Source organism: Leclercia sp. CFBP8987, from assembly GCF_034044995.2.
Taxonomy (GTDB): Bacteria; Pseudomonadota; Gammaproteobacteria; order Enterobacterales; family Enterobacteriaceae; genus Enterobacter; species Enterobacter tamurae.
Window position 1 is genome coordinate 2,311,753 of record NZ_CM188255.1, and the last position, 23,490, is coordinate 2,335,242.

At 57.2% G+C, this 23,490-nt stretch carries 22 protein-coding genes; 10 read left to right on the forward strand and 12 right to left on the reverse strand.

The genetic code is table 11. The features are described from left to right. Positions 1-80 precede the first annotated feature (80 nt). Positions 81-359 (forward strand): VF530 family protein, encoded by a 279-nt coding sequence (locus tag SOM40_RS11175; protein WP_106992861.1) that lies wholly within the window; start codon positions 81-83, stop codon positions 357-359. A gap of 9 nt (positions 360-368) precedes the next feature. On the opposite strand, the gene glgX is transcribed toward SOM40_RS11175, so the two are convergent. The 5 genes from glgX to SOM40_RS11200 all read right to left on the reverse strand — a co-directional run bounded on the left by glgX (position 369) and on the right by SOM40_RS11200 (position 10,002). Then, a complete protein-coding gene (gene glgX, locus SOM40_RS11180; protein WP_106993541.1) occupies positions 369-2,444 on the reverse strand; it encodes a glycogen debranching protein GlgX in 2,076 nt (691 codons plus the stop codon). A gap of 29 nt (positions 2,445-2,473) precedes the next feature. Further along, the gene (gene treY / locus SOM40_RS11185; RefSeq protein WP_320530963.1) at positions 2,474-4,990 is read right to left on the reverse strand and encodes a malto-oligosyltrehalose synthase; all 2,517 of its coding nucleotides are present in this window, start codon (positions 4,988-4,990) and stop codon (positions 2,474-2,476) included. Continuing rightward, positions 4,990-6,762 carry a malto-oligosyltrehalose trehalohydrolase gene (gene treZ / locus SOM40_RS11190; protein ID WP_320530962.1) on the reverse strand — a complete coding sequence of 591 codons (1,773 nt, stop codon included), beginning with the start codon at positions 6,760-6,762 and terminating at the stop codon, positions 4,990-4,992. Before treZ ends, treY begins: the two co-directional genes overlap by 1 nt. Positions 6,763-7,016: 254 nt before the next feature. Beyond that, positions 7,017-8,567 (reverse strand): methyl-accepting chemotaxis protein, encoded by a 1,551-nt coding sequence (locus tag SOM40_RS11195; protein WP_320530961.1) that lies wholly within the window; start codon positions 8,565-8,567, stop codon positions 7,017-7,019. 217 nt (positions 8,568-8,784) lie between these two features. Continuing rightward, positions 8,785-10,002 carry a diguanylate phosphodiesterase gene (locus tag SOM40_RS11200; RefSeq protein ID WP_320530960.1) on the reverse strand — a complete coding sequence of 406 codons (1,218 nt, stop codon included), beginning with the start codon at positions 10,000-10,002 and terminating at the stop codon, positions 8,785-8,787. A 153-nt stretch (positions 10,003-10,155) separates the two neighbouring features. Between SOM40_RS11200 and SOM40_RS11205 the strand changes: the two genes are divergently transcribed. Then, a complete protein-coding gene (locus SOM40_RS11205) occupies positions 10,156-11,136 on the forward strand; it encodes a mannuronate-specific alginate lyase (protein ID WP_320530959.1) in 981 nt (326 codons plus the stop codon). On the opposite strand, the gene SOM40_RS11210 is transcribed toward SOM40_RS11205, so the two are convergent. Further along, positions 11,133-11,882 (reverse strand): SDR family oxidoreductase, encoded by a 750-nt coding sequence (locus tag SOM40_RS11210; protein WP_106992866.1) that lies wholly within the window; start codon positions 11,880-11,882, stop codon positions 11,133-11,135. The genes SOM40_RS11205 and SOM40_RS11210 overlap by 4 nt on opposite strands. A gap of 125 nt (positions 11,883-12,007) precedes the next feature. Between SOM40_RS11210 and SOM40_RS11215 the strand changes: the two genes are divergently transcribed. After that, complete coding sequence (locus tag SOM40_RS11215) at positions 12,008-12,913, forward strand: LysR family transcriptional regulator (RefSeq protein ID WP_320530958.1); 906 nt, start codon at positions 12,008-12,010, stop codon at positions 12,911-12,913. Between the two features lie 25 nt (positions 12,914-12,938). Here the strand turns inward: SOM40_RS11215 and SOM40_RS11220 are convergent, their stop codons facing one another. Continuing rightward, positions 12,939-13,367, reverse strand: a complete 429-nt coding sequence (locus SOM40_RS11220) for an OsmC family protein (protein ID WP_106992868.1) — start codon at positions 13,365-13,367, stop codon at positions 12,939-12,941. A 134-nt stretch (positions 13,368-13,501) separates the two neighbouring features. Here SOM40_RS11220 and SOM40_RS11225 point away from each other — a divergent pair, with 134 nt between their 5' ends. The 4 genes from SOM40_RS11225 (at position 13,502) to SOM40_RS11240 (ending at position 16,472) form a co-directional block, all read left to right on the forward strand. Then, positions 13,502-14,023, forward strand: coding sequence for a VOC family protein (locus tag SOM40_RS11225; protein ID WP_320530957.1), 522 nt, complete (start codon positions 13,502-13,504; stop codon positions 14,021-14,023). A gap of 142 nt (positions 14,024-14,165) precedes the next feature. After that, a complete protein-coding gene (gene bdm / locus SOM40_RS11230; RefSeq protein WP_106992870.1) occupies positions 14,166-14,381 on the forward strand; it encodes a biofilm-dependent modulation protein in 216 nt (71 codons plus the stop codon). A gap of 80 nt (positions 14,382-14,461) precedes the next feature. Beyond that, complete coding sequence (sra, locus tag SOM40_RS11235; RefSeq protein ID WP_039028746.1) at positions 14,462-14,599, forward strand: stationary-phase-induced ribosome-associated protein; 138 nt, start codon at positions 14,462-14,464, stop codon at positions 14,597-14,599. A gap of 175 nt (positions 14,600-14,774) precedes the next feature. Further along, positions 14,775-16,472, forward strand: a complete 1,698-nt coding sequence (locus SOM40_RS11240; RefSeq protein WP_166182457.1) for an NAD-dependent malic enzyme — start codon at positions 14,775-14,777, stop codon at positions 16,470-16,472. 48 nt (positions 16,473-16,520) lie between these two features. On the opposite strand, the gene cspE is transcribed toward SOM40_RS11240, so the two are convergent. Then, a complete protein-coding gene (cspE, locus tag SOM40_RS11245) occupies positions 16,521-16,733 on the reverse strand; it encodes a transcription antiterminator/RNA stability regulator CspE (RefSeq protein WP_166182458.1) in 213 nt (70 codons plus the stop codon). Positions 16,734-17,066: 333 nt separating this feature from the next. Between cspE and SOM40_RS11250 the strand changes: the two genes are divergently transcribed. After that, positions 17,067-17,231 (forward strand): YnfU family zinc-binding protein, encoded by a 165-nt coding sequence (locus SOM40_RS11250; protein ID WP_219906973.1) that lies wholly within the window; start codon positions 17,067-17,069, stop codon positions 17,229-17,231. Between the two features lie 101 nt (positions 17,232-17,332). Here the strand turns inward: SOM40_RS11250 and SOM40_RS11255 are convergent, their stop codons facing one another. The 3 genes from SOM40_RS11255 to SOM40_RS11265 form a co-directional block, all read right to left on the reverse strand. Then, complete coding sequence (locus SOM40_RS11255; RefSeq protein ID WP_106992873.1) at positions 17,333-17,551, reverse strand: cold shock domain-containing protein; 219 nt, start codon at positions 17,549-17,551, stop codon at positions 17,333-17,335. A 301-nt stretch (positions 17,552-17,852) separates the two neighbouring features. After that, entirely contained in the window at positions 17,853-18,200 is a 348-nt protein-coding gene (yajD, locus tag SOM40_RS11260; RefSeq protein WP_106992874.1) for an HNH nuclease YajD, read from the reverse strand. Positions 18,201-18,253: 53 nt separating this feature from the next. Continuing rightward, positions 18,254-19,468 (reverse strand): MFS transporter, encoded by a 1,215-nt coding sequence (locus tag SOM40_RS11265; protein WP_320530956.1) that lies wholly within the window; start codon positions 19,466-19,468, stop codon positions 18,254-18,256. 362 nt (positions 19,469-19,830) lie between these two features. Here SOM40_RS11265 and SOM40_RS11270 point away from each other — a divergent pair, with 362 nt between their 5' ends. Then, entirely contained in the window at positions 19,831-21,537 is a 1,707-nt protein-coding gene (locus SOM40_RS11270; protein ID WP_225758799.1) for an ABC-F family ATP-binding cassette domain-containing protein, read from the forward strand. A 39-nt stretch (positions 21,538-21,576) separates the two neighbouring features. Here SOM40_RS11270 and SOM40_RS11275 read toward each other — a convergent pair whose 3' ends face one another. Then, positions 21,577-22,176 (reverse strand): inorganic diphosphatase, encoded by a 600-nt coding sequence (locus SOM40_RS11275; protein ID WP_166182461.1) that lies wholly within the window; start codon positions 22,174-22,176, stop codon positions 21,577-21,579. A 273-nt stretch (positions 22,177-22,449) separates the two neighbouring features. Here SOM40_RS11275 and adhP point away from each other — a divergent pair, with 273 nt between their 5' ends. Then, complete coding sequence (gene adhP, locus SOM40_RS11280) at positions 22,450-23,460, forward strand: alcohol dehydrogenase AdhP (protein ID WP_166182462.1); 1,011 nt, start codon at positions 22,450-22,452, stop codon at positions 23,458-23,460. Positions 23,461-23,490 lie beyond the last annotated feature (30 nt).

Consider the following 23,490-nt stretch of genomic DNA (forward strand, 5'->3'; position numbering starts at 1 on the left):
CCCTGAGCGCTTGCTGGCTCCCTGCTTTTCTTGTAACCTTCCCCGCTTTCTGCCCCTTTCCAGATAATAAAAGGATGCCTGTGACAGCTCACCCTTCGAAAGATCCTTTGCATGGCGTCACGCTTGAGATGCAGATCAATGCCCTGGTGGCGCGTTACGGCTGGGTGCAGCTGGGAAAGCTGATTAAAATCAACTGTTTTAACAGCGATCCCAGCGTCAAATCCAGCCTCAAATTTTTGCGCCGTACCCCGTGGGCCCGCGCCGAAGTCGAAGCCCTCTATCTGGACTCGCTGGAGGATCCCGCGCCGACTGACGCTGAATCCACCAGCCCGTGGGACAGAGCGCGGGCCAACAAGTAACGCCCCGCGTTATGGCCGCCGTAACAGCACGATACTGCGGCCTGGCAGCGGAAAATCGGTATCCGGGCTCACTGACTGCCCCTGGTCCTCATCCCCTGCCGTACTCAGCTCCAGCACCCAGCCCTCTTCACCGCATTCCGGGATACGGAACGGTACCTCCCCTTCGTACGGATTGATTAACAGCAGCACCTCCTGCCAGATCCCCTTCTGCCCATGCAGATCGGGCCGGGTGAGATAGAGTCCCAGGGTGGTGCCCTCGTCCCAGTGCTCTGGCAGCTGCGGCCCGCCGCCGGCATTGAACCATGTGATCTCCATCCCGTCACGCCAGCTTTCGCGGCGCAGCAGCGGCTGGCTGGTACGCAGCTCGATCACATGGCGGGTGAAGTTACGCAGCGTCTCGGCGCTTTCCGGGAGATTTTCCCAGTGCACCCAGCTGATCTCGCTGTCCTGACAGTAACCGTTATTGTTACCCATCTGGCTGCGGCCAAACTCATCCCCGGCCAGCAGCATCGGCGTACCGTGGGAGAAGAGCAGCGTAGTAAGGAAGTTGCGTTTCTGCTGTTCGCGTATCGCATTGATCTGCTCGTCATCGGTCGGACCTTCGGCGCCGTAATTCGATGACCGGTTATCATTGTGGCCGTCGTTGTTATCCTCGCCGTTGGCCTCGTTGTGCTTCTCATTGAAGGAGACCAGGTCGTTGAGGGTGAAACCGTCGTGGGCGGTAATGAAGTTGATGCTCGCCCACGGGCGACGCCCGCGCTGGTCATACAGATCCCCGGAGCCAAGCAGACGCGCGGCAAAATCGGAGGACACGTTATCCCCGCGCCAGTACTCCCGCACGGTATCGCGATACTTATCATTCCACTCGCCCCAGCCCGGCGGGAAGCCCCCTACCTGATAGCCACCGGGGCCAATATCCCAGGGTTCGCCAATCAGTTTCAGCTTTGAGAGGGTCGGATCCTGCATCATGGCATCGAAGAAGCCGCCGCGCTGGTCGAACCCTTCCGGCTCGCGCCCGAGAATGGTGCCGAGATCAAAGCGGAAGCCGTCGATATGCATCGATTCCGCCCAGTAGCGCAGGGAGTCCATCACCATCTGCAGTACACGCGGGTGCGAGGTATTCACCGTATTGCCGGTGCCGGTATCGTTCACATAGTAGCGATGCTGCCCGGCTATAGTGCGGTAGTAAGAGAAGTTGTCGATCCCCTTGAACGACAGCGTCGGGCCTAACTCGTTACCCTCGGCGGTGTGGTTATAAACCACGTCGAGGATCACCTCGATACCGGCATCATGGAAAGCGCGCACCATATCGCGGAAGCCCTGAATACCATTCGGGCCGCCGTAACGCGACGCCGGGGAGAAGAAGTTCAGGGTGTTATAGCCCCAGAAGTTTTTCAGCCCCCGCTCAAGCAGATGCTGGTCGTCCGGGAAGGCGTGCACCGGTAGCAGCTCAACGGAGGTGATGCCGAGGCTCTTGATGTAGTCCACCGTAGCTTTATGCCCCATCCCCTCAAAGGTGCCGCGCAGTTCAGGCGGGATCGCCGGGTTGAGCTGGGTAAAGCCCTTCACGTGGGTTTCATACAGAATGGTGCTGGACCACGGCACCGCCGGGCGATGGGGATCCTGCCCGTCAAACACCCGCGGGTCGATGACCCGGCATTTCGGGGTATAAGGCGCGCTGTCCCGGGTATCAAAGCTGAGATCGAGCTCTTCGTGCCCCAGCTCATAGCCAAAATGGGAAGGGTTCCAGATAAGCTCCCCGGTCAGTGCTCTTGCATAGGGGTCAATCAGCAGCTTATGCGGATTGAAACGGTGCCCGTTTTCCGGATCGTAAGGGCCATACACGCGATAGCCGTACAGCGCCCCCGGTTTCAGATCCGGGACGTAGCCATGCCAGACTTCATCGGTGTACTCCGGTAACTCCAGACGGGCAATTTCAGATTTACCACTCGGGTCAAACAGACACAGCTCAACGCGTTCGGCGCAGGCCGAAAAGAGGGCAAAATTCACCCCTTTGTCATCGTAATTCGCCCCAAGGGGATAACTCTGCCCCGGCTGAATTTCATAAATTTTGTCATAAGCCATAATGTCTTTCCCTCGAACAGTAATAATCATTAGCCGCAGGCAAGTAACACCCGCCAGCAATCCTGTGCATCACTCAATTGCAGGCTTTCGCCTAACGTCAGGGTTTCACCGCTGAAACAGTCCCGGTAGCTGCGTCCGGCAAGCTCGGGAGGAAGCACCACCTCTGTCGCCCCCCACAGGGCCGCTCCGGTTACCGGAAACGCCTGGGCGGCGTTCGCCAGGGCCAGCCGCGGTGCCACTACGATCAGCACGTCATCGTCATCAACGCGGGCGTAGGCGATCGCCTTATCCGCCCGTTCGCCACGGGTCAGGAGCGCCATATAGCTACCCAGACGGAACAGCGCCGGTTTACGCTGGCGCAGATGCAGCAGCGTGCGGGTGACGGAGAGCTTCAGCTGCCCATCCAGCCAGCTTGCTGCGCGTGTAGCAATCTGCCGATCCGCCGTTGCCATCTGCTGGCGGAGCTGATCGAAATCGGGCTCGCGGCGGTTATCCGGATCGACGAGGCTGAAGTTGAGTCCCTCACTGCCCTGATACACATCCGGCACGCCCGGGGCGGTGAGTTTAATCACCGTCTGGCTCAGACTGTTCACCAGCCCGGCACGGATAAACGGCCGCAGCGAGGAGGTAAAGTCTTGCAGGAAATCCTGATTGTCCGGTGAGAGCAGATGACGGGCGTACTCCAGCACCACCGTCTCATAGGCTTCGTTGCTGTCCACCCAGTCGGTGCGCAGCTTGGCCTCGCGCAGCGCCTTCTCCACAAAGGCGAGGAAACGCGCTTCCAGCGCCTTCAGCCCCGCTACATCCTGCGTATCCAGCTCCGGCGGCCAGACCCCCGCCAGCGCCTGATAGAGCATCCAGGTGTCGGCGGCACGCGGTGCTGTACCGTCATTCAGGAAGCGGACATGAGTCTGGTTCAGCTGCTGCCAGCGGGTCACGCACTCGGCCCAGACCTCCGGCGCTTCGGTCAGGGAATAGAGCCGGGCGCGGGCATCTTCCCCGCGCTTGGTGTCGTGGGTCGAGGTGCCGGAGAGCGCGTCCGGCTGACGATCCCGCCGTGCGGCCATCTCGGTGTGGAAACGCGTCAGCGAGAAGGCGCGCGGTACCGGTTCGGCTCCCACCTCGTTGAGGGCCAGATCCATGTGCTGACGGAAGAACAGCGTGTCCTCCACCGATTTCGCCATCAGCGGCCCGGTCAATTGCTGGAAACGGGTACGGAAATTAGTGGCGGTATCACGAGCCTCCTCAGAGAGCTCGCCTGTCAGAATGCGCATCAGCAGCGCGATGGCGTCGGGATCGGCGTTGACCGTCGACACCACGTGGTTCAACAGCCGCATATCCGCGGCAGACATCCCCTGCGCGGTGCCGTAGGTGCGGTAAACCGGGAAGGCCACCAGCAGTTCGCGCAGCGCCAGCCGCAGAGGTTCCTCTTCGATGCTGATGCCTTCGATCCGGGCAAGATTTGCCGCCAGCTTCAGCAACGTGGAAAACTCCCCGGCAAAGTTTCGGTCCACCATCAGCAGACGGGCGTCGCGCAGTTCCGCATCCATATCCACCGGACGGCCCATCACTGTGTCATAGGCCTGGCGCAGGCCATCGATTTTGTCATCGTCAATCAGCACTTCCGACAGCGAAGCGATAAATTCATAGCCAGTGGTGCCGGAGATGGGCCAGTCTTTGGGCAGGTTCTCGCCTTTACTGAGGATCTTCTCCACCGTGATATAGCAGTCGGGACCCGCCTCCTGCCGCAGACGTTGCAGGTAGGCGCGTGGGTCGGCCAGCCCGTCCACGTGATCGATACGCAGCCCGTCCACCGCCCCCGAGCGCACCAGCTCAAGGATCAGCCTGTGGCTGTCATCAAACACCGCGTCGTCCTCAACCCGCACGCCCACCAGACCGGTGATTTCGAAGAAGCGTCGCCAGGAGAGATCGCGCGGAGCATCGCGCCAGCTGGTGAGCCGCCACGGCTGTTGGTCGTGCAGCTTCGTAATGGCAGCCGGATCGCGAAGGCTCAGCACCTCCTCTTCCCGCCCTTCCCAGCTCTCAGGGGTCAGCGGATAGAAGGTGTCGAAATAGGCCAGCGCCGGTTTACCGGTCTCAGGGTCGCGCTGGACGCTAATTTCGCCGTTGGCCAGCACGACATCAAAATCATCCCCCAGAAACGGCAGCGTCAGCCGCCGGGACCAGTCGATATCAAAATGCCGGGCGTAGCGACTCTTCTCCCCATGCTCAATCACATCCCGCCACCAGCCATTTTCCAGCGAGGTGGACATGTGGTTCGGCACAATATCGAGGATCAACCCCAGTCCGGCCGCCTTCAGGGCGCTGACCATCCGATCAAAACCGGCGCGCCCGCCAATGGAGGGATCAATCTCGTTAGCATCGGTGACGTCATAACCGTGCGTCGAATCCCGGGCGGCGGTGAAAACTGGAGAAGCATACAGATGGCTGATACCGAGCTGTTGCAGATACGGCACCAGACTGGCGGCACGATCGAAGGTCATGCCATTGCGAAACTGAATACGCCAGGTCGCTGTGGGCATCATCAGGTTGGTTCTCCTTGTGCAAAACGTACAATAACGGTGTTCGCGAGCAGCTCCGTGCGGCCTTCCGGCCAGGCAAACAGCGTTTCACCTGCGATATCGGGCATCAACTGAGGCTGGTCACCCGTATTAAATGCCAGCGACAACGTGCCCTGTGTAAAGGTCCAGCTCACCACCACGCAGCCCGGCGCGGCTTTCAGCACCCGGCCGGTACCGCCTTGTGCACCGGCCAGCAGCGGGACAATCGCCCGCTGGCGCAGCTGCAACAACTGCTGGGTAAAGCGCAGCCAGCTCTGACCGTCAGGCTGATTGAGTTTGTTCCAGTCCAGTTTCGAACGGGCAAAGGTCTCCGGCGCGTTGGGGTCCGGCACCGTCTCGTCGTGATCGCTGAACTCCTTCGCGCGCCCTTCCCGCACCGCGCGGGCCAGATCGCCGTGGAAATCGGTAAAGAACAGGAACGGCTGGGTTTCACCAAACTCCTCGCCCATAAACATCAGGGGGATGTGCGGGGAGAGCAGCAGCGCGGCCATCAGCACCCGGGTACGCGCCTCCCCAATCAGGCTCAACAGACGATCGCCCTGAGCACGATTACCTACCTGATCGTGATTCTGGATGAAATCGACGAAGGCCGTTGGCGGTTGAGCGATACTGCTCACTCCCCGGAGTTCACCGGTTTGCGGGGAACGTTCCCCCTGATAAGAAAAGCCCTCAGCCAGCGCCCTTGCCACCCACTGCTCTGGTTTTTCAGCAAAATCCTGGTACCAGGCGTGGGTTTCTCCGCTGGCCATCACGTGGACGGCATTGTGCAGGTCATCATTCCACTCCCCGGTGAACAGCGGCACGCTGCCGTCCTCCTCTCGCGGATGGAGAAACACCACGTTGCGGCTGTCTTCGGTAGTGAGATGCACCGGCCGGTCGGTGATAGCGGCGCGGATGCGGGTGGCGATCTCAATCAACACGTGGGTGTCGGAGGAGTCTTCAATCTGATCGATAGCGTCAAAGCGCAGGCCATCGAAGTGGAACTCCGTCAGCCAGTACAGCGGCGCCTCGACAATAAACTGACGCACCGGGGCGAGGTCATAGGCAATGCCGTTCCCCCACGGGGTCATGCGTTCCGGATGGAAAAAGTCCGGGGCCAGTTTCGGTAGATAGTTACCCTCCGGGCCAAAATGGTTAAGGACGATATCCAGCACCACCGATAGCCCCAGCCCGTGGGCAGTATCGACAAAGGCTTTCAGCTCGTCCGGCGTGCCGTAGGCGCTGTGCGGGGCATACAGCAGGACCCCGTCGTAGCCCCAGCCGCGATTGCCCCCGGCCTGGGAGACCGGCATCAGCTCAATCATGGTGATGCCGAGCGAGGCCAGATACGGCAGTTTGTCGGCGGCCGCGCGGAAGGTGCCCTCGGGGGTAAAGGTCCCGATATGGAGCTCATAGACCACGCTCTCTTCCCAGGGCCGGCCCTGCCAGTGGGTGTTGCGCCAGACATAGCTGTGAGGATCGCACACCAGCGACGGGCCGTTAACGTCCCCTTGCTGAGCGCGGGAGGCCGGATCGGGCACCGTTGTGCCGTCAGGCAGGATAAAGCTGTACGCTGAACCGGGGGCAACGTTGTTGACCGTCAGTTCAAATCCGCCGTCGGCGGTCGGGTTCATCGGCAGTGTTTCGTCGTTCAGGCGCAGGGAAATTTGCTGCTGACCGCTGGCCCACAGATGAAAGCGAACGCTGTTCGCATCGCTATATTCACAACCCCAATACCTAATAGATTTAGCAGTCATTCCACCACCTCGTTTGACCCATGATCCTCGGGTTGCCCGGCGTTTATCGCGAAGCAGAGGGAAAAAGAGAAAATGCGCTGGTGTTAAACCGCGCATGAACATCAAGCATAGACCAGGAAATTAATGTGAGATGGGTCACTGCGAAGGGTGCGGAGAAGATAACTATTGGGCACTATCGGCTCCCTCTCCCTTGAGGGAGAGGGTTGGGGTGAGGGGGAACCGGCCGCACCAGCAGACCGGAGCGCTCCCCCGTGTTATGCCGGTTCCGGCAGTCTGAAGCTGGCGATGCTCTGGGTCAGGTGTTTCGCCTGCTCTTCCAGCGAGGCGGCCGCGGCGGCGGACTCCTGCACCAGGGCGGCGTTTTGCTGGGTCACACCGTCCATCTCGGTCACCGCCTGGCCGACCTGGCCGATGCCGCGGCTCTGCTCCTCCGACGCCACCGAGATCTGCTCCATCAGCGCATTCACTTTATTGACCGAACTGATGATGGCATGAATCACCTCTCCGGAACGATTTACCAGCTGCGAACCGTTTTTGACGCTGGAGACCGACTGGGCAATCAGGTTTTCAATGTCCTTCGCCGCCACGGCACTCTTCTGCGCCAGGGTACGCACTTCGGTCGCCACCACCGCAAAACCGCGGCCCTGGGTACCGGCACGAGCGGCTTCAACCGCGGCGTTCAGGGCCAGGATATTGGTCTGGAAGGCGATGCTGTTGATCACGCTGGTGATATCTTCAATGCGCTGGGAGTTGGCGGCGATGGTGTTCATGGTCTCGATCACCTCGCGGGTGACCGCCTCCCCGGTGCGGGCATTGTTCACCGCATCCTGCACCAGCTTACCGGCCTGATGCACATTGTCGGTGTTATTGGCGACCGTGGCGCTCAGCTGCTCCATGCTGGCGGCGGTTTCCGTCAGGGCTGACGCCTGCTGCTCGGTACGTGAAGCGAGGTCGATGTTGCCCGAGGCGATCTCCTGCGAGGCGTAATTAACGGTGCGACAGGCTTCGCGCACCTGGGAGATGGTATCCAGCAGGGCCAGACGCATCTGCTCCATCGAGCCCATCAGCAGATCGATTTCATTGTTCGAACCCGCCTTCTGCGGTACGGCCTCCGTCAGCTGACCGGCGGCGATCTGGCTGCAGTGTTCCCGGGCCAGGTTAATCGGGGCAAAGACAAAGCGCTTCATCAGAACGCTCACCCCAATAATCACCACCACAAACAGCGCGGCAAAGGCGGCAATAATGGTTAAGCCAGAGGCGAAATGCGCCCGCGCATCGTCATTGAGCTGCTTCGCGTATGTCTGATGCACCGTCAGAACCTGATCAAGGACGATTTCATACTGGCGGTCGAGACGGGAAATCTGCGGGATCAGGGCATCAAATTTTGCCGCATCCTGCGCCGAGGCCGCGTCGATCAGCGGCGACAACCCCTGATTGCGGTAGGCGAGCCAGGCATCATCATAGGCCTGAACTAACGGGGCCTCATCCGGCAGACGCGGCGCGGCATTGAAGGTGGCGAACGCGCCATCCGCTTTGGTCAGCGCCAGCTTCACCGAGTCCAGCTTCTCCGCAAGACCGGCGGTGTCACCGCTCTCCACCTGCTTCATGTACTCCATGACCCGCACGCGCAGGGTACGGCTGTGGTTAATGGGATCGATAATGGATAACACCACCTGAATTTCTTTATTCACGTTATCCAGAGAATCATTGCTTTTAATGGCCAGCCAGACATTACTGGCGGCACTGGCAACAAAGAAAAACAGCAGGGCAAGCAGAATGGCAAGGGACGACTTTTTTAACGACATAACTACCTCAGAAATAAAACGGTCTGAAGTGTTATCGGCATCCATCCCTTAATATTGAATTAAAGTTATTTATTTACAGGGATATTAATAATGCTGTGAATAGTTATTTAAATCATCATATTGCACAGCAGGACCTGATATTTTGGCCCTGCCATAGATGGAAATTTTTTATCTGTTTAGCGGGTGATTATGTGCTGCAGAGTTAATCGTCTAAATATTAAGCGTGGTGAAAGTGCGGCCAGTGAATTTCGCCCACACCGTTTAATTTGGGTCGGGCGAATAAAAAGCCCTGAAAACGTCTGATGCCTGCCGACTCCAGCCAGCACCACTCTTCAATTTTTTCAATGCCTTCTGCCACCAGCGCAATCTCCATATCGGTGCAGCAGCTGATGATCGACTTCACAATCGCCTGCTTAGGGCCACTTAAATGGATGTTGCTGACAATCTCACGATCGATTTTCAGTTTATCCGGCTGGAAGCGGGTCAGCAGCGATAGCCCGGCATAGCCTGAGCCAAAATCATCAATCGCCAGGCCAATCCCTGCCGCCCTTAACTGCTTGATGGCGCTGTTGAACTGGTTAAAGCCGGAGATCATCTCGTTTTCGGTGACTTCAATCACCACCTGCTCCGGCTGTAGCCGGTGGGCGAGGATCTGATCCATCAGAAAATCGACGGCGCCGGGCACATTGACCAGCGACATCGGCAGCAGGTTAATGGCAATTTTATGATCGCCAATGCCAATCTTTTCTGCCAGCGCAAAGGCGTATGCCTTGGTCAGGAGATCCACTTCATAGACTTTGTCCTGATCGAGGGTGCTAAAAAAGCGCTCGGGGCTCCCGCCGTCGTTGCTGCGGATCAGCGCCTCCAGCGAGGAAATTTTGCCCTCGGTGGGTTGCACGATGGGCTGCAGGGCAAACTGACAGACCTGATTCTCAATCAGCCCGGCGATGGCATCGCCAAAGGGGTTATGCTCTGCGGCCAGTGACCACCTCTCCGGCCGGAACTGAGATCCGCTCGACGTCCTTTTGGGCTGCGTGATAAACGTCTTAATAAATTTAAAGACCCGGTCTTCCGCCGCCAGATAATTATCCAGCTTGCTGTAACGCAACACCGATGAGAGCACCGATTTTGGCGTGTCGATGCGCAAATCGAACAGCAGCATGCCGACGTTTTCAAAGCGGCGGCGCGGGCCGTAATCACGCATCAACTCCACCACGCTGTCATGACGCTTGTCTTGGCCGATCTTCGCGAACAAGGTCTCAATGACCGCTTCAGAGCCTTCAAGGATCTGCAGAAAATCATGACCGTTAAACAGCAAAATACCCGTGACATCCAGCGCGGTATTGTTTTTCCTGGCCTTTTCAACAAGTGTGAGGAGGGATATAGATTTGCAGGATGGATTTAACTGGCTTTTGTAAATGAGTGTCGTCAGCACAGTCATTGTTCCCGATAGAGTGTTAGGCCTTATAAACTATTGTTTAACATAAATTACATTTATCGACTAATAGTATTAAAAGGATATATCAGGAAAGAAGCGATTCGGCTCAAAAACAATCAATATGAATGTTTAATTCTGGCGGAGATGAAAATGAAACGTACGCTGCGGCTGTTGCTCTGTTTACCGGTATACGCCTTCGCCGCTCCACTGGTGCCGCCCGCCGGTTTTACCCAGCCGCTACCGCACACGGGAAAAGGTGGCTGCGTTCCCCTGCCCGCGCCCTATACCGCCCCACTGACGCTGCGCAGTAAATATGAAGGGTCCGATAGCGCCCGCGCCACCCTCAATCCGCAGGCCGAACAGGCATATCGCACGGCAATCAAACCTGTCGTCGGCTTTGAACGCGGGATCTCAACGATGGTGTGGCGCTATAAACAGAGCGGGGATCCGCACACCCTGGAATGTATTCTGGACGGCTACGCGGCCTGGGCTAAAGCAGATGCATTGCTCTCCGGGGAGACCAGCCACACCGGTCGTGCCATGCGCAAATGGGCGCTGGCGACGCTGGCCAGCAGCTGGCTGGATCTGAAGTTTACGCCGGGTACATCCTCTGGCGGACAACAGGACACTGAACGCTGGCTGGGCCAGCTGGCGGATCGGGTGGTACAGGAGTGGGACGGCCTGCCGCTGAAAAGCACCAATAATCACAGCTATTGGGCAGCATGGGCGGTGATGGCCAGCGCCGTGGCGCTCGACCGGCGGGATCTGTTCGACTGGTCGTTAAAAGAGTACCGCATCGCCGCGGGGCAAATTGCTGCCGACGGCACGCTGGCAAATGAACAGCGCCGCGGCCAGCGGGCGCAGGCCTACCACAATTATGCCCTGCAACCGCTGGTGATGATCGCCAGTTTCGCCAGAGCCAATCAGGTGGATGTGATAAAAGAGAACGAGGGTGCGCTGGCGCGGCTGGCGGGGTATGTGTTGCGACAGAATGAGGCTCATTTGGAGTGGCTGGAGCCCTGGTGCGCCATGAATCACTGCGATTCAGTCACGCTGTCACGCCTGCAAGCCAGCCGTCCAGCAGAGGATCGCCGCCTCGGCGGCAATCTCACCTTGCTCTATCAGCGTTAAATCTGCGCCATCCCGCCATCCACGAACAGCTCGGTGGCATTGATAAAGCTGGCGGCATCGGAGGCAAGGAACGCCACGACTTTGGCCACCTCTTCCGGTTCGCCAATGCGACCCAGCGGCACCGTTGCGGCTAAGGCATCGAACAGCCCTTGACGCTGTTCTTCCGGCACCAGCTCTCCCAGCCCCGGGGTTTTAATCGGACCCGGGCTGACGACGTTGACCCGGATCCCACGCCCCTGCAAATCGAGCGCCCAGGAGCGGGCAAAGTTTCTGACTGCCGCCTTGCTGGCGCTGTAGACGCTGAAATTAGCGGTACCTTTCACGGAGACGGTCGAGCCGGTGAGGATCACCGACGACCCGGCAACCAGCAGCGGCAGCGCCTTTTGTACCGTAAACAGCACCCCACGCACGTTGGTGGCGAAGATGCGGTCGAAGTGTTCTTCGGTGATGGCGCCCAACGGCAGCATATCTCCGCCACCCGCATTGGCGAACAGCACGTCCAGCCGTCCGGCCTGTTCGGCGATCTGCGCATACACCGTATCGAGATCGGCAAGACGTGACGCGTCGGCGCGAATACCGGTCACCTGCCCGCCCAGACTGGCGACGGCGTTGTCCAGTTCAGCCTGACGGCGGCCAGTGATGTACACCTTCGCCCCCTGAGCCATCAGCTCTTTTGCGGTTGCCAGACCGATACCGCTGGTGCCGCCGGTGACGAGTGCGATTTTGCCTGCTAATGCTGAGTTCATGTGATTTACCTTGTGCGTTGTGGGTGTGGACGCACTCTACCGCTTGCGGCATTAGCGAAAAATCAGCAAAAATGGAAATCACTTTTTCCTCACGTGAATAATCCTCGCTTGTAAGGGCCCGCTCTATGGATCAGTTAATGGCAATGCGCGCTTTCACGCGCGTGGTGGAAACCGGCAGCTTTACCCGGGCGGCGGACTCCCTGAACATGCCCATCGCTACGCTCAGCAAGCTGGTGAAGGCGCTGGAGGCGCATCTGGGCGTGCGGCTGTTGCAGCGCACTACCCGCCGGGTGACATCGACACCGGAAGGAGAGGATTATTACGACAAGGCCCGGCGGGTGCTGATTGATATCGAAGATATCGACACCTCCTTTAGCGCGGTAAAACTTCAGCCGCAGGGGCATTTGCGAATCGATGTGGGCGGCTCGACAGCGCGGGACGTGCTGATCCCGCTGCTGCCGGATTTTATGCGTCGCTATCCCGATATCCGTATCGACCTGGGGGTGGCAGACCGGCCAGTGGATTTAATCAGCGGTAACGTCGACTGCGTGATCCGCGGCGGCGCGCTGGGGGATTCATCCCTGATTGCCCGGCATATCGGCAATGCGGAGATGGTCACCTGCGCCACACCGGGCTATCTGAAGCAGCACGGGATCCCCGCCTACCCGGAGGAGTTGCGTAATGGTCATAAGCTGGTGAGCTATCTCTCTCCGGTGTCCGGTCGCGCGGTGCCGTTTCGCTTTACCCACGTCGATGAAACCCGGGACATCACCCTGCAGCACCATATCGGGATCAACGAAAGCAATGCGCATCTGGCGGCGGCCGTTGCCGGGATAGGGATTATCCAGACCTTTCGCTACTCCGTCAGGGAGCTGATTGAGGCGGGATCGCTGGTGGAAATTCTGGCGACATGGCGTCCGCCGCACTACCCGTTTTACGTAGTGTATCCACAGAACCGGCATGTGACGCAGCGTTTAAGGGTATTTATCGCGTGGCTGGGGGAGGTTTTTCCGCAGGCGGTGACGGGATAGCCGGGCATGGCGCCCGGCGAAAGGCTTAGTTCAGAGTGTAGTCGAGGGTGATTTCAGCTTTCAGCACCTGCGACACCGGACACCCGGCTTTGGCCTTCTGAATGATGCCGTCAAACTGCTGCGGGTCAATGCCCGGGACGGTCACTTTACTCTGCAATGCAATTTTGCTGATGGCAAAGCCACTGTCGGTTTTATCCAGCGACACATCGGCAGTGGTGTCGATGGAATCAGCGGTGTAACCAGATTCGCCCAGCATCAGTGACAGCGCCATTGAGAAACAGGCCGCGTGCGCCGCGCCAATCAGCTCTTCCGGGTTGGTACCCTTTTCCCCTTCAAAGCGGGTATTAAAGCCGTAAGGTTGCTGATTAAGGACGCCGCTCTCGGTTGAAACCGTCCCCTTGCCGCGTTTGATATCGCCAGACCAGTGTGCCGAACCGTGCTTGTGAATTGTCATAAATTGCTCTCCTTTTGGCTTACAAGGGGTTAAGTATAGAAGAGAGATTGCGCTTTGCGGCCAAGACGGAACATTCTCATCCCATTGCGCAGATATTCACCTGCTATATTTGAATTTTTAAAAAGGAGGATAAAATGAATTCACCCGTCAGAGGTATTGACCATATCGGTATTACCGTACCGGATATTAATCAGGCCACGCTATTTTTTGAGCAGGCGTTTAACGCGAAAGAAATATATCGTTCCGTTGAAGCCGGGGACGGAAATATCGATCCTGATGCCCAGCAGAAGACATTGCGCTTATTTCCGGGAACTGAGGTTCGCGCCATTCGTATGCTAGCGATGCCCCACGGGCCGGGCGTTGAACTGTTTGAGATGCACGGCCCGGAGCAACAACCCCCGGCACGGCCTAGTGATTTTGGCCTGCAACATTTCGCCGTCTATGTCGATGATTTCGCACAGGCGATAGCCCGCTTCACGGCGGCGGGCGGCGAGATGTTTACCGAGCCTAAGCCGCTCTCCTTCCCGGCGGAACAGGGAGAAGGCAATGCTTTTTGCTACGGTAAAACGCCCTGGGGAAGCGTAATTGAATTGATATCCTGGCCCTCGCCTATGCCTTATGAAAAATACACGGACCTGCGTCGCTGGAAGCCATGATATATCCTTAAAAGAACAGGGATTATGATATTTTTATTTCCAGGACGAGTCTTACACACAGCACGATAAAATTTTGCCATTCTGAATGTGCATTACGTCATTGCGAACCGGAACACTAAATAGAAAACGACACGGAGGCACTATGTTTACTTATACTTCAGCAACCACACCATCCGCACAGCCGGAGCTGGTAAATGCAATTGCACAGGGTTTACGCGCAGAACTGGGCGCTGTCACCGAAGATGACATTTTGATGGAACTCACCAAATGGGTGGAAGCCTCAGATAATGACATCCTCAGTGACATCTACCAGCAGACCATTAACTACGTCGTCAGCGGCCAGCACGCCAGTTTCTGAAAATCTGCTATGCTGGATCAGCAACCTTAGGGGTTACATTTCGTTCGCCTTATCACTATCAACAGGATTGAGGAGTTAATATGAAATCGAACCGTCAGGCACGCCATATTCTGGGACTGAACTACAAGCTCTCTAACCAGCGTAAAGTGGTGATTGAGGGTGACAGCGAAACGCAGGTCACCAACGCCACTGGCAGAAAACGCCACGAACCTAAGTAAGTTCGCTAAAGCATAACTGACACCACCGGCAAAACCGGTGGTGTTTTTGTTTGTATGTTGCGGTTTTTAACATTCACCTCCTCTATAATACCTGCCTGACATCCCCTGCGGGCACGACAGCAACAATGATTAACACCAGTGCCAGGGACGGATTTCCAAAAATTAAGTGAGTGACATGGAAAACAAAGCAACCCGACATCGTTCCCTTTACATCCCTTATGCCGGTCCGGTTCTGCTGGAGTTCCCCCTGCTGAACAAGGGCAGCGCCTTTAGCATGGAAGAGCGCAGTAACTTCAACCTGCTAGGCCTGCTGCCGGAAGTGGTGGAAACCATCGAAGAACAGGCCGAGCGCGCATGGATCCAGTATCAGGGCTTCAAAACCGAAATCGATAAGCACATCTACCTGCGCAATATCCAGGACACCAACGAAACCCTCTTCTACCGGCTGGTGCAAAACCATCTCGACGAGATGATGCCGGTGATCTACACCCCGACTGTCGGGGCTGCCTGTGAACGCTTCTCCGAAATTTACCGTCGCTCGCGCGGCGTGTTTATCTCGTATCAGAATCGTCACAACATGGATGACATTCTGCAGAACGTGTCGAACCACAACATCAAGGTGATCGTGGTGACCGACGGGGAACGTATTCTCGGTCTGGGCGACCAGGGGATCGGCGGGATGGGCATTCCGATCGGCAAGCTGTCGCTGTACACCGCCTGCGGCGGCATCAGCCCGGCCTACACCCTGCCGGTGGTGCTGGATGTGGGTACCAATAACCAGCAGCTGCTCAACGATCCGCTGTATATGGGCTGGCGTCACCCGCGCATCACCGACGACGAGTACTATCAGTTCGTGGATGACTTTATCCAGGCGGTAAAACATCGCTGGCCGGACGTGCTGCTGCAGTTTGAAGACTTCGCCCAGAAAAACGCCATGCCGCTGCTGAATCGCTATCGCGACGAAATCTGTTCCTTTAACGACGACATTCAGGGCACCGCGGCAGTGACCGTCGGCACCCTGATTGCGGCCAGCCGCGCGGCGGGCAACCAGTTAAGCTATCAGAAGATCGTCTTCCTCGGCGCCGGTTCCGCCGGGTGCGGTATTGCCGAGCAGATCATCGCCCAGACCCAGCGGGAAGGCTTAAGCGAGGAGCTGGCCCGCTCGCGCGTATTTATGGTGGACCGCTTTGGCCTGCTCACCGATGCGATGCCGAACCTGCTTCCGTTCCAGACCAAACTGGTGCAAAAGCGCGAGAACCTGAAAAACTGGGATACCGACAACGAAGTGCTCTCCCTGCTGGATGTGGTGCGCAACGTCAAGCCGGATATCCTGATCGGCGTCTCCGGGCAGACTGGACTGTTCACCGAAGAGATCATCCGCGAGATGCATAAGTACTGCGCGCGCCCAATCGTGATGCCGCTCTCGAACCCAACCTCCCGCGTGGAAGCCACCCCGCAGGACATCATCGCCTGGACCGAAGGCAATGCGCTGGTCGCTACCGGCAGCCCGTTTGCCCCGGTGGTATGGAAGGATAAAACCTACCCGATCGCCCAGTGCAACAACTCCTATATCTTCCCGGGAATTGGCCTGGGTGTCATCGCCTCCGGCGCCTCACGCATTACCGATGAGATGCTGATGTCCGCCAGCGAAACCCTGGCCAAGCACTCGCCGCTGGTGAACAACGGTGAAGGGCTGGTACTGCCGGAGCTGAAGGATATTCACGTGGTGTCGAAGGCGATTGCCTTTGCCGTGGGTAAGATGGCGCAGCAGCAAGGCGTGGCGGTGAAAACCTCTGCCGATGCGTTGCAGCAGGCGATTGATGAGAACTTCTGGCAGCCGGAATACCGCAGCTACCGTCGAACGTCGATTTAAAATAAAAAAACCCGCTCAAGGCGGGTTTTTTTATTATCAAAGCGCAAATTAAAGCGCTGATACGTTTCCGGCAGCAGGGCCTTTAGCGCCGCTTTCAATAGTGAAGGAAACTTTCTGGCCTTCATCAAGGGTCTTAAAATTATCGCTCTGAATCGCAGAGAAATGCACGAATACATCCTTGCTGCCGTCGTCAGGGGTAATAAAACCGAAACCTTTGTCAGCATTAAACCATTTTACTAAACCAGTCATTTTGTTAGACATAAATACTTCCTTAATTGATGAGCCACTTAACCGCGGCGATGATGGCCTGTATTTTAGAGTGACTTATTAGGCACTATAGGAGGAGGCTCATGAAGAAGAGTATCGGGTGATAACACTTGAACTGAGGACTGCTTTACTAAAATTGCTTTCATAAGGTCTGTTTTCCAAACCGATGAGTCATTAAGACACAGGGAAATTAATTATGCAATGTTTATGTTTTTTATCTTAACCACTTAACCACCCGGATGGCTAAATGCCCGACAAAAAAAATAAATACAAGCATCGGGATGATTAAGCGTGTAAGGTGGCAATCCCTTAAATCAGGAGATGCCTATGTCCGGACGTAAAAACACGCAAGCCCGTCGTAATTACTTAGTAAAATGCCCATGCCCAGGCTGTTCAAAAGATTCTGAACATAGCTTTAGCCGCGTACAGAAAGGGGCTCAACTTGTCTGCCCGTACTGCAGTACCTTATTTAAATCCACTCAGCGAATTTAAAAATCAGCAATTGCCAAATGCTCCGGATGCATTCGTTGCGTTACCGGCTCATTTGGCAATATAACTCACGTTCGATCGCTAAAGCAGACCTGTGATGCGGTTTATCTGTCGCACAGTCTTACTCTGGTGGCGGTAGGCCTTTTGTCGTCACTGCGGATGGTAAATTCAACCTTTTGCCCTTCAAAGAGCGTTTCGACGTTATCATCTTCCAGCGCAGAAAAATGTACGGCGACATCTTTACTCCCGTCCAGCGGGGAGATAAAACCAAAACCTTTGTCTTCTTTGAACCACTTTACCAGGCCTGTAATTCTTGCGGACATACTGACTCCTGTTGAGCATCAATAGAGGTGAGCGTTCATAATAAACGTAATGGATTAAACGTCTGGGCTCAAAGGGAGGGGATATCAGCGATAGCGCCAGGTTATGAGAACTACTTAGTAAAATTTTTACGTTCGTTTGTATGTCGAACCGAAGATTTTATTAATGCACGTCCAGTGTCAATAAGCAAATTTATCTTAGCCATACCGACGACCCGAAAAAAAATAACGAGAATAATCGGGAATACCAGCGCATTATTTTTCGTAGGCCGGGTAAGCGCAGCGCCACCCGGCGTTTCGACAATTATTTCTTCTTATTCAACATCGCCTGTAAATCGGCAAACGGGTTGTAGGTCGCCGCACCGACATCTTTTTGCGCGTCTTCACCGGCTACCACGGTGGTGCCGTACAGATCCGCTTCCGTGTATTTGGAATGCTCATGATCGTGGCAGAACAGACACAGCAACTCCCAGTTACTGCCATCTTCCGGGTTGTTGGTATGGTCGTGATCGATATGGTGAACCGTTAATTCACGCAGGTTCGAATAAACGAACTCCCGCGAACAACGTCCGCATACCCACGGATAGATTTTAAGTGCTTTCTCGCGGTAGCCGCTTTCCAGCCGCGCGTAGTTTTTAGGGATCAGAGCCATTGCTGAATTTACCTGTGGCAAAAAGCTAATTTTACGCCAGTACGGCCGGGATTTCACCTGCGTTCACTGGCGCAGTCCATGGTTTCTGCGACCTGATGCTGCGTCAACCACCAGAACACCAGCGCCAGCAGGCTGACTACCGCCCCCAACAGACATACCCCCTGCCAGCCAAAATGAGCATATGTGGCGGTGGTGCCAATGGCGCCCAGTCCGCTACCGACGGCGTAAAACAGCATATATAGCCCTACCAGCCGGCTGTGCGCATCCGGGCGGGTGCGGAAGATCAGGCTCTGATTGGTGACGTGCAGCGCCTGGCCGCCCAGGTCCAGCAGCACGATACCGATCGCCAGCGCCCACAGCGACACACCCATCAGCGATAGCGGCCACCAGGCCAGCACCAGCGCCAGAAGCGCTATCCCGCTGGTGCGCCGGGCATATCCCCTGTCCGCCCACTCCCCGGCCCGGGCCGCGGCCAGCGCGCCGACCACACCTGCCAGCCCGAAGGCACCAATCGCCGTGTGCGAAAAGCTGTAGGGCGGCGCGCTCAGGGGCAGCACGAGCGCACTCCAGAAGATGTTAAAGGCAGCGAACATCAGCAGGGCCAGCATGCCCCTCACCTGTAACACCTTCTCATCACGTAGCAGGGTCAGCATCGAGGCCAGCAAACGGGGATAACTCAGCGTACGCGAGGCCGGAGGCAGAACCGGCAGCCGTCGCCACAGGGGGATCGCAATCGCCAGCATCAGGAGCGCGGCGCAGAAATAGACCCCGCGCCAGCCCGCGAGGTCGCTGATGCCCCCGGCAAAGACCCGGGCCAGCAGCAGTCCAGTGAAGACCCCGCCCTGCGCCGTACCCACTACCCGCCCCTGTTCATGGGGCGCAGCGGCGCTGGCTGCATAGGCGATCAGCCCCTGGGTCATCGCCGTGCCGAGCAGCCCAACGGCGAGCATACCTGCCAGCAATACCGGGGCGGACTGCGCCATCCCCACCGCAATCAGAGCGACGATCAGGGCTACCATTTGTATCGCCATCAACCGACGGCGATCCACCCGGTCCCCCAATGGCACCAGAAACAGCAGCGCCAGCGCGCAACCCAGTTGGGTGGCGGTGATCACCCCTCCCACCGCCGCCTGGCTGATGCCAAAATCCCGCGCCAGGGCGTCGAGTAGCGGCTGGGCGTAATAGACATTCGCCACGCTCAGGCCGCTGGCGATGGCGAACAGCCACACCAGGCTGGGTGATATACGCGCACTCGGTTGCACATTCATGCTGTTCGCTTCCTGTAATATGGTTTCAAAATAAAACCATTTAAAGGTAGGTCAGGTGGTTTTAAAATGCAACCACCAGCTTTATGCCGGTGCCCTTGCTGGTCATACAAAACCCCGCTACACTCCTTTCATTCATCAACCCACTGAATATAAAAGGAGGCTAATTATGCTGTGCTGTGAAATCTTTGAAATTTCACTTCACCTTGGTGATCGCACCTGCTCAAGCGTTATCGGTTTCGTGCTGCGATAACTTCGGCTTGAGCGAAGACACCTAAGACTGAATCCCTTCTCTCGGGCTTACCGGGTTATCGTCAGCGATGTATGACGAGGCATTTTCATGCCTGTAACTCTTGAGTAAGCAAATGAGCACATTACTGACTGCACTTTCTCTCCGTGTTGATACCGCCTTTGACACGCTGTTCAACGACCTCACCTTTAGCCTGAAAAAAGGCGACCGCATTGGTCTGCTGGGCGATAACGGCTGCGGCAAAAGTACCCTGCTGAAGATCCTCGACGGCACAGACACGCCCCTCTCCGGGACGGTCGCGCTGGCCGGGCACTGCCTGATGGCACGGGTGGAGCAACATCTCCCGGAATCTGTCTATCCGCTGACCATGATCGACGCGGTGCTGGCGCAGCTGCCGGTAGCCGAGCGCGAAAGCCTGCGCTGGCGGGCAGAAACATTGCTGGCGGGCATGGGTTTTACCCCGCAGGACACCGGCCTGCAATCGGCTACCCTCAGCGGCGGACAGCACACCCGACTGCTGCTGGCGCGGGCGCTGATTAACGAGCCGGATCTTCTGCTGCTGGATGAACCCAGCAACCACCTCGACCTGCCGACGCTGCTGTGGCTGGAGCAGTTCCTGCAAAACTGGTCCGGCAGCTTTGTGCTGGTTTCTCACGACAGACAACTGCTGGATGCCGTCACCAACGGCAGCTGGATCCTGCGCGATAAAACCCTGCACTACTTCGCCCTTCCTTGCACCCGGGCGCGTCAGGCCCTGGCGGAGAAGGACGAGAGCGACGCCCTGCGCCATAAAGCCGAGCAAAAGGAGATCGACCGGGTCACCGCCAGCGCCAGACGGCTGGCGACCTGGGGCAAGGTCTACGATAACGAGGATCTGGCCCGCAAAGCCAAGCAGATGGAACGTCAGGTGGAGCGGCTGAAGGAGAGCCAGACGGCGCTGACAAACGGCACGCCCTGGACCTTGACCCTGCGCGGCGATGCGCTGCGGGCGGACCGGCTGCTGGAGATCGACACGCTCAGCGTTCCGCCTGCGCCGGGCCTGCCGGCGCTGTTCTCGGCAGAAAACGTCCGGCTTAAAAGCGGCGATCGTGTAGCGATTGTCGGGCGCAACGGCTGCGGGAAATCCTCCCTGATGCGGCTGATTTGGCGGCAGTGTATTGCCAGCGAAACGCATGCCGGGCTGAAGATCCACCCACGCGTGGCCATGGGCTATTACGACCAGACCCTGCATCAGCTGGCGGATGACGCCACGCTGATCGACGCCCTTGAGCCCTTCGCGCCTGACCCGCAGCATCGCAAGATGGCGCTGATCTCCGCCGGGTTCGCCTGGGCACGGCACGGGCAAAAGGTCAGCACTCTCAGCGGGGGTGAACGATCCCGGCTGCTGTTTATTGGCCTGACCCTGGCGCGCTTCAGCCTGCTGATGCTCGATGAACCGACCAACCATCTGGATATGGAAGGCAAAGAGGCGCTGGCCGAAACGCTGCAACAGTTCGAAGGCGGCGTGCTGCTGGTCAGCCATGACCGGCAGTTAATCACCCAGAGCTGTAACCGCTTCTGGTTGATTGAACATGGCCAGCTCAGCGAATGGTACGATGCCGACGCGGTATTTACCCGCCTGCGGGACGGCAACGGGGTCAGCGCCGTGTCGGTTCAGGCCGTGCGGCAAGAGGAGCCCGAGTCACATGAGGATCTGCTGGAACGGTTAATTATGCTGGAGACGTTGCTGGAAGAAGATCGGCTCCGTAAGCCCAAGCATCAGAAGCCGCAGCTTCAGGCCCAGTGGCAGGAGGAGATTGCCGCGCTGACGGCGCAGTTGTAGTAAATGGCCCGGCGGGTAGCCGCCGCCGGGCCATTTTTTTTACTTCGGCTGATTCGTTTTCCAGGCATCCCATGCCTGTTTAATTTCCTGCTTCGCGGTGGCGGCATCATTGAAGCCGTTCAGCTCCACCGACTTGCGCCCTTCCGGCAGCTGTTTGTAGACGCGGAAGAACGACTCCAGACGCTGCTGTTCAATCTTCGGCAGATCGCTCAGCTCTTTGATGTCGTCATAGGTCGGATCAATTTTGCTGGCCGGAACGGCAACAATTTTGTCGTCTTTCTCACCGCCGTCGATCATCTTCAGCACGCCAATGGCGCGCAGTTTAATCAGAGTACCCGGGGCCATCGGGGCGCGGGTATAGAAGATCACGTCCAGCGGATCGCCATCTCCCGCCAGCGACTGGGTCAACGAGCCGTAGTTCGCCGGGTAGGCCACCGGCATCGACTGGAAGCGGTCGGCAATGATAAAACCGGTTTTGGCATCCGTTTCATATTTAATAATCCCGCCCGCCGGAATTTCGGTGACGGCATAAAACTCTTCCGGGTTGTTATCAGGCTGCGGGAATTCGAGGATATTCTGCGCCTGCACAGAAGCGGACAGGAGGACGCTAACAGCGAGAAGTTTTTTTACCAGATGCATTGTCTTGTTAACTCTTCGGTTTTTAAGAAGACCACACCTTACGGTTTCGAAATGTCAGAAACATGACAGATTTACTGCAGAAATATTGCCCGTGCATTCATTAAGGCTATTACTTATTCTGCTATCACCGTTCCGCTAAACCTCATTTAAATAATGACATTATGTTTCACAGCCCTTGCCTCAACCATTAAAAAAATTAATCCTTAAGGAGTATGTCGCGCTGTTGGACGCATACCTGCCCCGCAGATCCTCAATATGAAAATGGAGATACATATGAAAGCTGCTGTCGTGACTCAAGACCATCAGGTAGAAGTGACCGAGAAAACCCTGCGCCCACTGAAACATGGCGAAGCGCTGCTGAAGATGGAGTGCTGTGGCGTTTGCCACACCGATCTTCACGTTAAGAACGGCGACTTTGGCGATAAGACCGGGGTGATCCTCGGCCATGAAGGCATTGGGGTCGTCAAGGAGATCGGCCCGGGCGTGACCTCGCTGAAGCCGGGCGATCGCGCAAGCGTGGCGTGGTTCTTCGAAGGCTGCGGCCACTGTGAATACTGTAACTCCGGCAACGAAACCCTGTGTCGTACCGTGAAGAACGCCGGGTATTCCGTGGACGGAGGGATGGCCGAAGAGTGCATCGTCACCGCCGACTATGCGGTAAAAGTGCCGGACGGACTGGAGTCCGCCGCCGCAAGCAGTATCACCTGCGCCGGGGTGACCACCTATAAAGCAGTGAAAGTATCGGAGATCAAACCCGGCCAGTGGATTGCCATTTATGGCCTCGGTGGTCTGGGCAACCTGGCGCTGCAGTACGCCAAAAACGTCTTTAACGCCAAAGTGATCGCCGTTGACGTCAATGATGAACAGCTGAAGCTTGCCACCAGCATGGGGGCCGATCTGGTCGTTAACTCCCGCAGCGACGATGCCGCGAAATTCATTCAGGAAAAAACCGGCGGTGCCCACGCGGCAGTGGTGACGGCGGTGGCGAAAGTCGCCTTTAACTCGGCGGTGGATGCGGTTCGTGCCGGTGGCCGCGTGGTGGCGGTCGGTCTGCCGCCGGAAGCGATGAGCCTCGATATTCCGCGCCTGGTGCTGGACGGCATTCAGGTGGTGGGCTCGCTGGTCGGTACCCGTCAGGACCTGACCGAAGCCTTCCAGTTTGCCGCCGAAGGTAAAGTAGTGCCGAAAGTGGCGCTGCGTCCGCTGGGCGACATTAACGCCATCTTCAAGGAGATGGAACAAGGCCAGATTCGCGGCCGCATGGTGATTGATTTCCGTTCATAAGTTGCATGCCCGGCGGCGCTACGCTTGCCG

What these genes read in the sequence shown, in the direction of transcription:
- bdm (WP_106992870.1), top strand. Translation starts at nt 14,166, where the DNA reads ATGTTTACTTATACTTCAGCAACCACACCATCCGCACAGCCGGAGCTG.
- treY (WP_320530963.1), bottom strand. Translation starts at nt 4,990, where the DNA reads ATGATGCCCACAGCGACCTGGCGTATTCAGTTTCGCAATGGCATGACC.
- cspE (WP_166182458.1), bottom strand. Translation starts at nt 16,733, where the DNA reads ATGTCTAACAAAATGACTGGTTTAGTAAAATGGTTTAATGCTGACAAA.
- SOM40_RS11205 (WP_320530959.1), top strand. Translation starts at nt 10,156, where the DNA reads ATGAAACGTACGCTGCGGCTGTTGCTCTGTTTACCGGTATACGCCTTC.
- SOM40_RS11250 (WP_219906973.1), top strand. Translation starts at nt 17,067, where the DNA reads ATGTCCGGACGTAAAAACACGCAAGCCCGTCGTAATTACTTAGTAAAA.
- SOM40_RS11275 (WP_166182461.1), bottom strand. Translation starts at nt 22,176, where the DNA reads ATGCATCTGGTAAAAAAACTTCTCGCTGTTAGCGTCCTCCTGTCCGCT.
- SOM40_RS11220 (WP_106992868.1), bottom strand. Translation starts at nt 13,367, where the DNA reads ATGACAATTCACAAGCACGGTTCGGCACACTGGTCTGGCGATATCAAA.
- SOM40_RS11215 (WP_320530958.1), top strand. Translation starts at nt 12,008, where the DNA reads ATGGATCAGTTAATGGCAATGCGCGCTTTCACGCGCGTGGTGGAAACC.
- SOM40_RS11270 (WP_225758799.1), top strand. Translation starts at nt 19,831, where the DNA reads ATGAGCACATTACTGACTGCACTTTCTCTCCGTGTTGATACCGCCTTT.
- glgX (WP_106993541.1), bottom strand. Translation starts at nt 2,444, where the DNA reads ATGGCTTATGACAAAATTTATGAAATTCAGCCGGGGCAGAGTTATCCC.
- SOM40_RS11195 (WP_320530961.1), bottom strand. Translation starts at nt 8,567, where the DNA reads ATGTCGTTAAAAAAGTCGTCCCTTGCCATTCTGCTTGCCCTGCTGTTT.
- SOM40_RS11210 (WP_106992866.1), bottom strand. Translation starts at nt 11,882, where the DNA reads ATGAACTCAGCATTAGCAGGCAAAATCGCACTCGTCACCGGCGGCACC.
- SOM40_RS11265 (WP_320530956.1), bottom strand. Translation starts at nt 19,468, where the DNA reads ATGAATGTGCAACCGAGTGCGCGTATATCACCCAGCCTGGTGTGGCTG.
- sra (WP_039028746.1), top strand. Translation starts at nt 14,462, where the DNA reads ATGAAATCGAACCGTCAGGCACGCCATATTCTGGGACTGAACTACAAG.
- adhP (WP_166182462.1), top strand. Translation starts at nt 22,450, where the DNA reads ATGAAAGCTGCTGTCGTGACTCAAGACCATCAGGTAGAAGTGACCGAG.
- SOM40_RS11240 (WP_166182457.1), top strand. Translation starts at nt 14,775, where the DNA reads ATGGAAAACAAAGCAACCCGACATCGTTCCCTTTACATCCCTTATGCC.
- SOM40_RS11255 (WP_106992873.1), bottom strand. Translation starts at nt 17,551, where the DNA reads ATGTCCGCAAGAATTACAGGCCTGGTAAAGTGGTTCAAAGAAGACAAA.
- treZ (WP_320530962.1), bottom strand. Translation starts at nt 6,762, where the DNA reads ATGACTGCTAAATCTATTAGGTATTGGGGTTGTGAATATAGCGATGCG.
- SOM40_RS11225 (WP_320530957.1), top strand. Translation starts at nt 13,502, where the DNA reads ATGAATTCACCCGTCAGAGGTATTGACCATATCGGTATTACCGTACCG.
- yajD (WP_106992874.1), bottom strand. Translation starts at nt 18,200, where the DNA reads ATGGCTCTGATCCCTAAAAACTACGCGCGGCTGGAAAGCGGCTACCGC.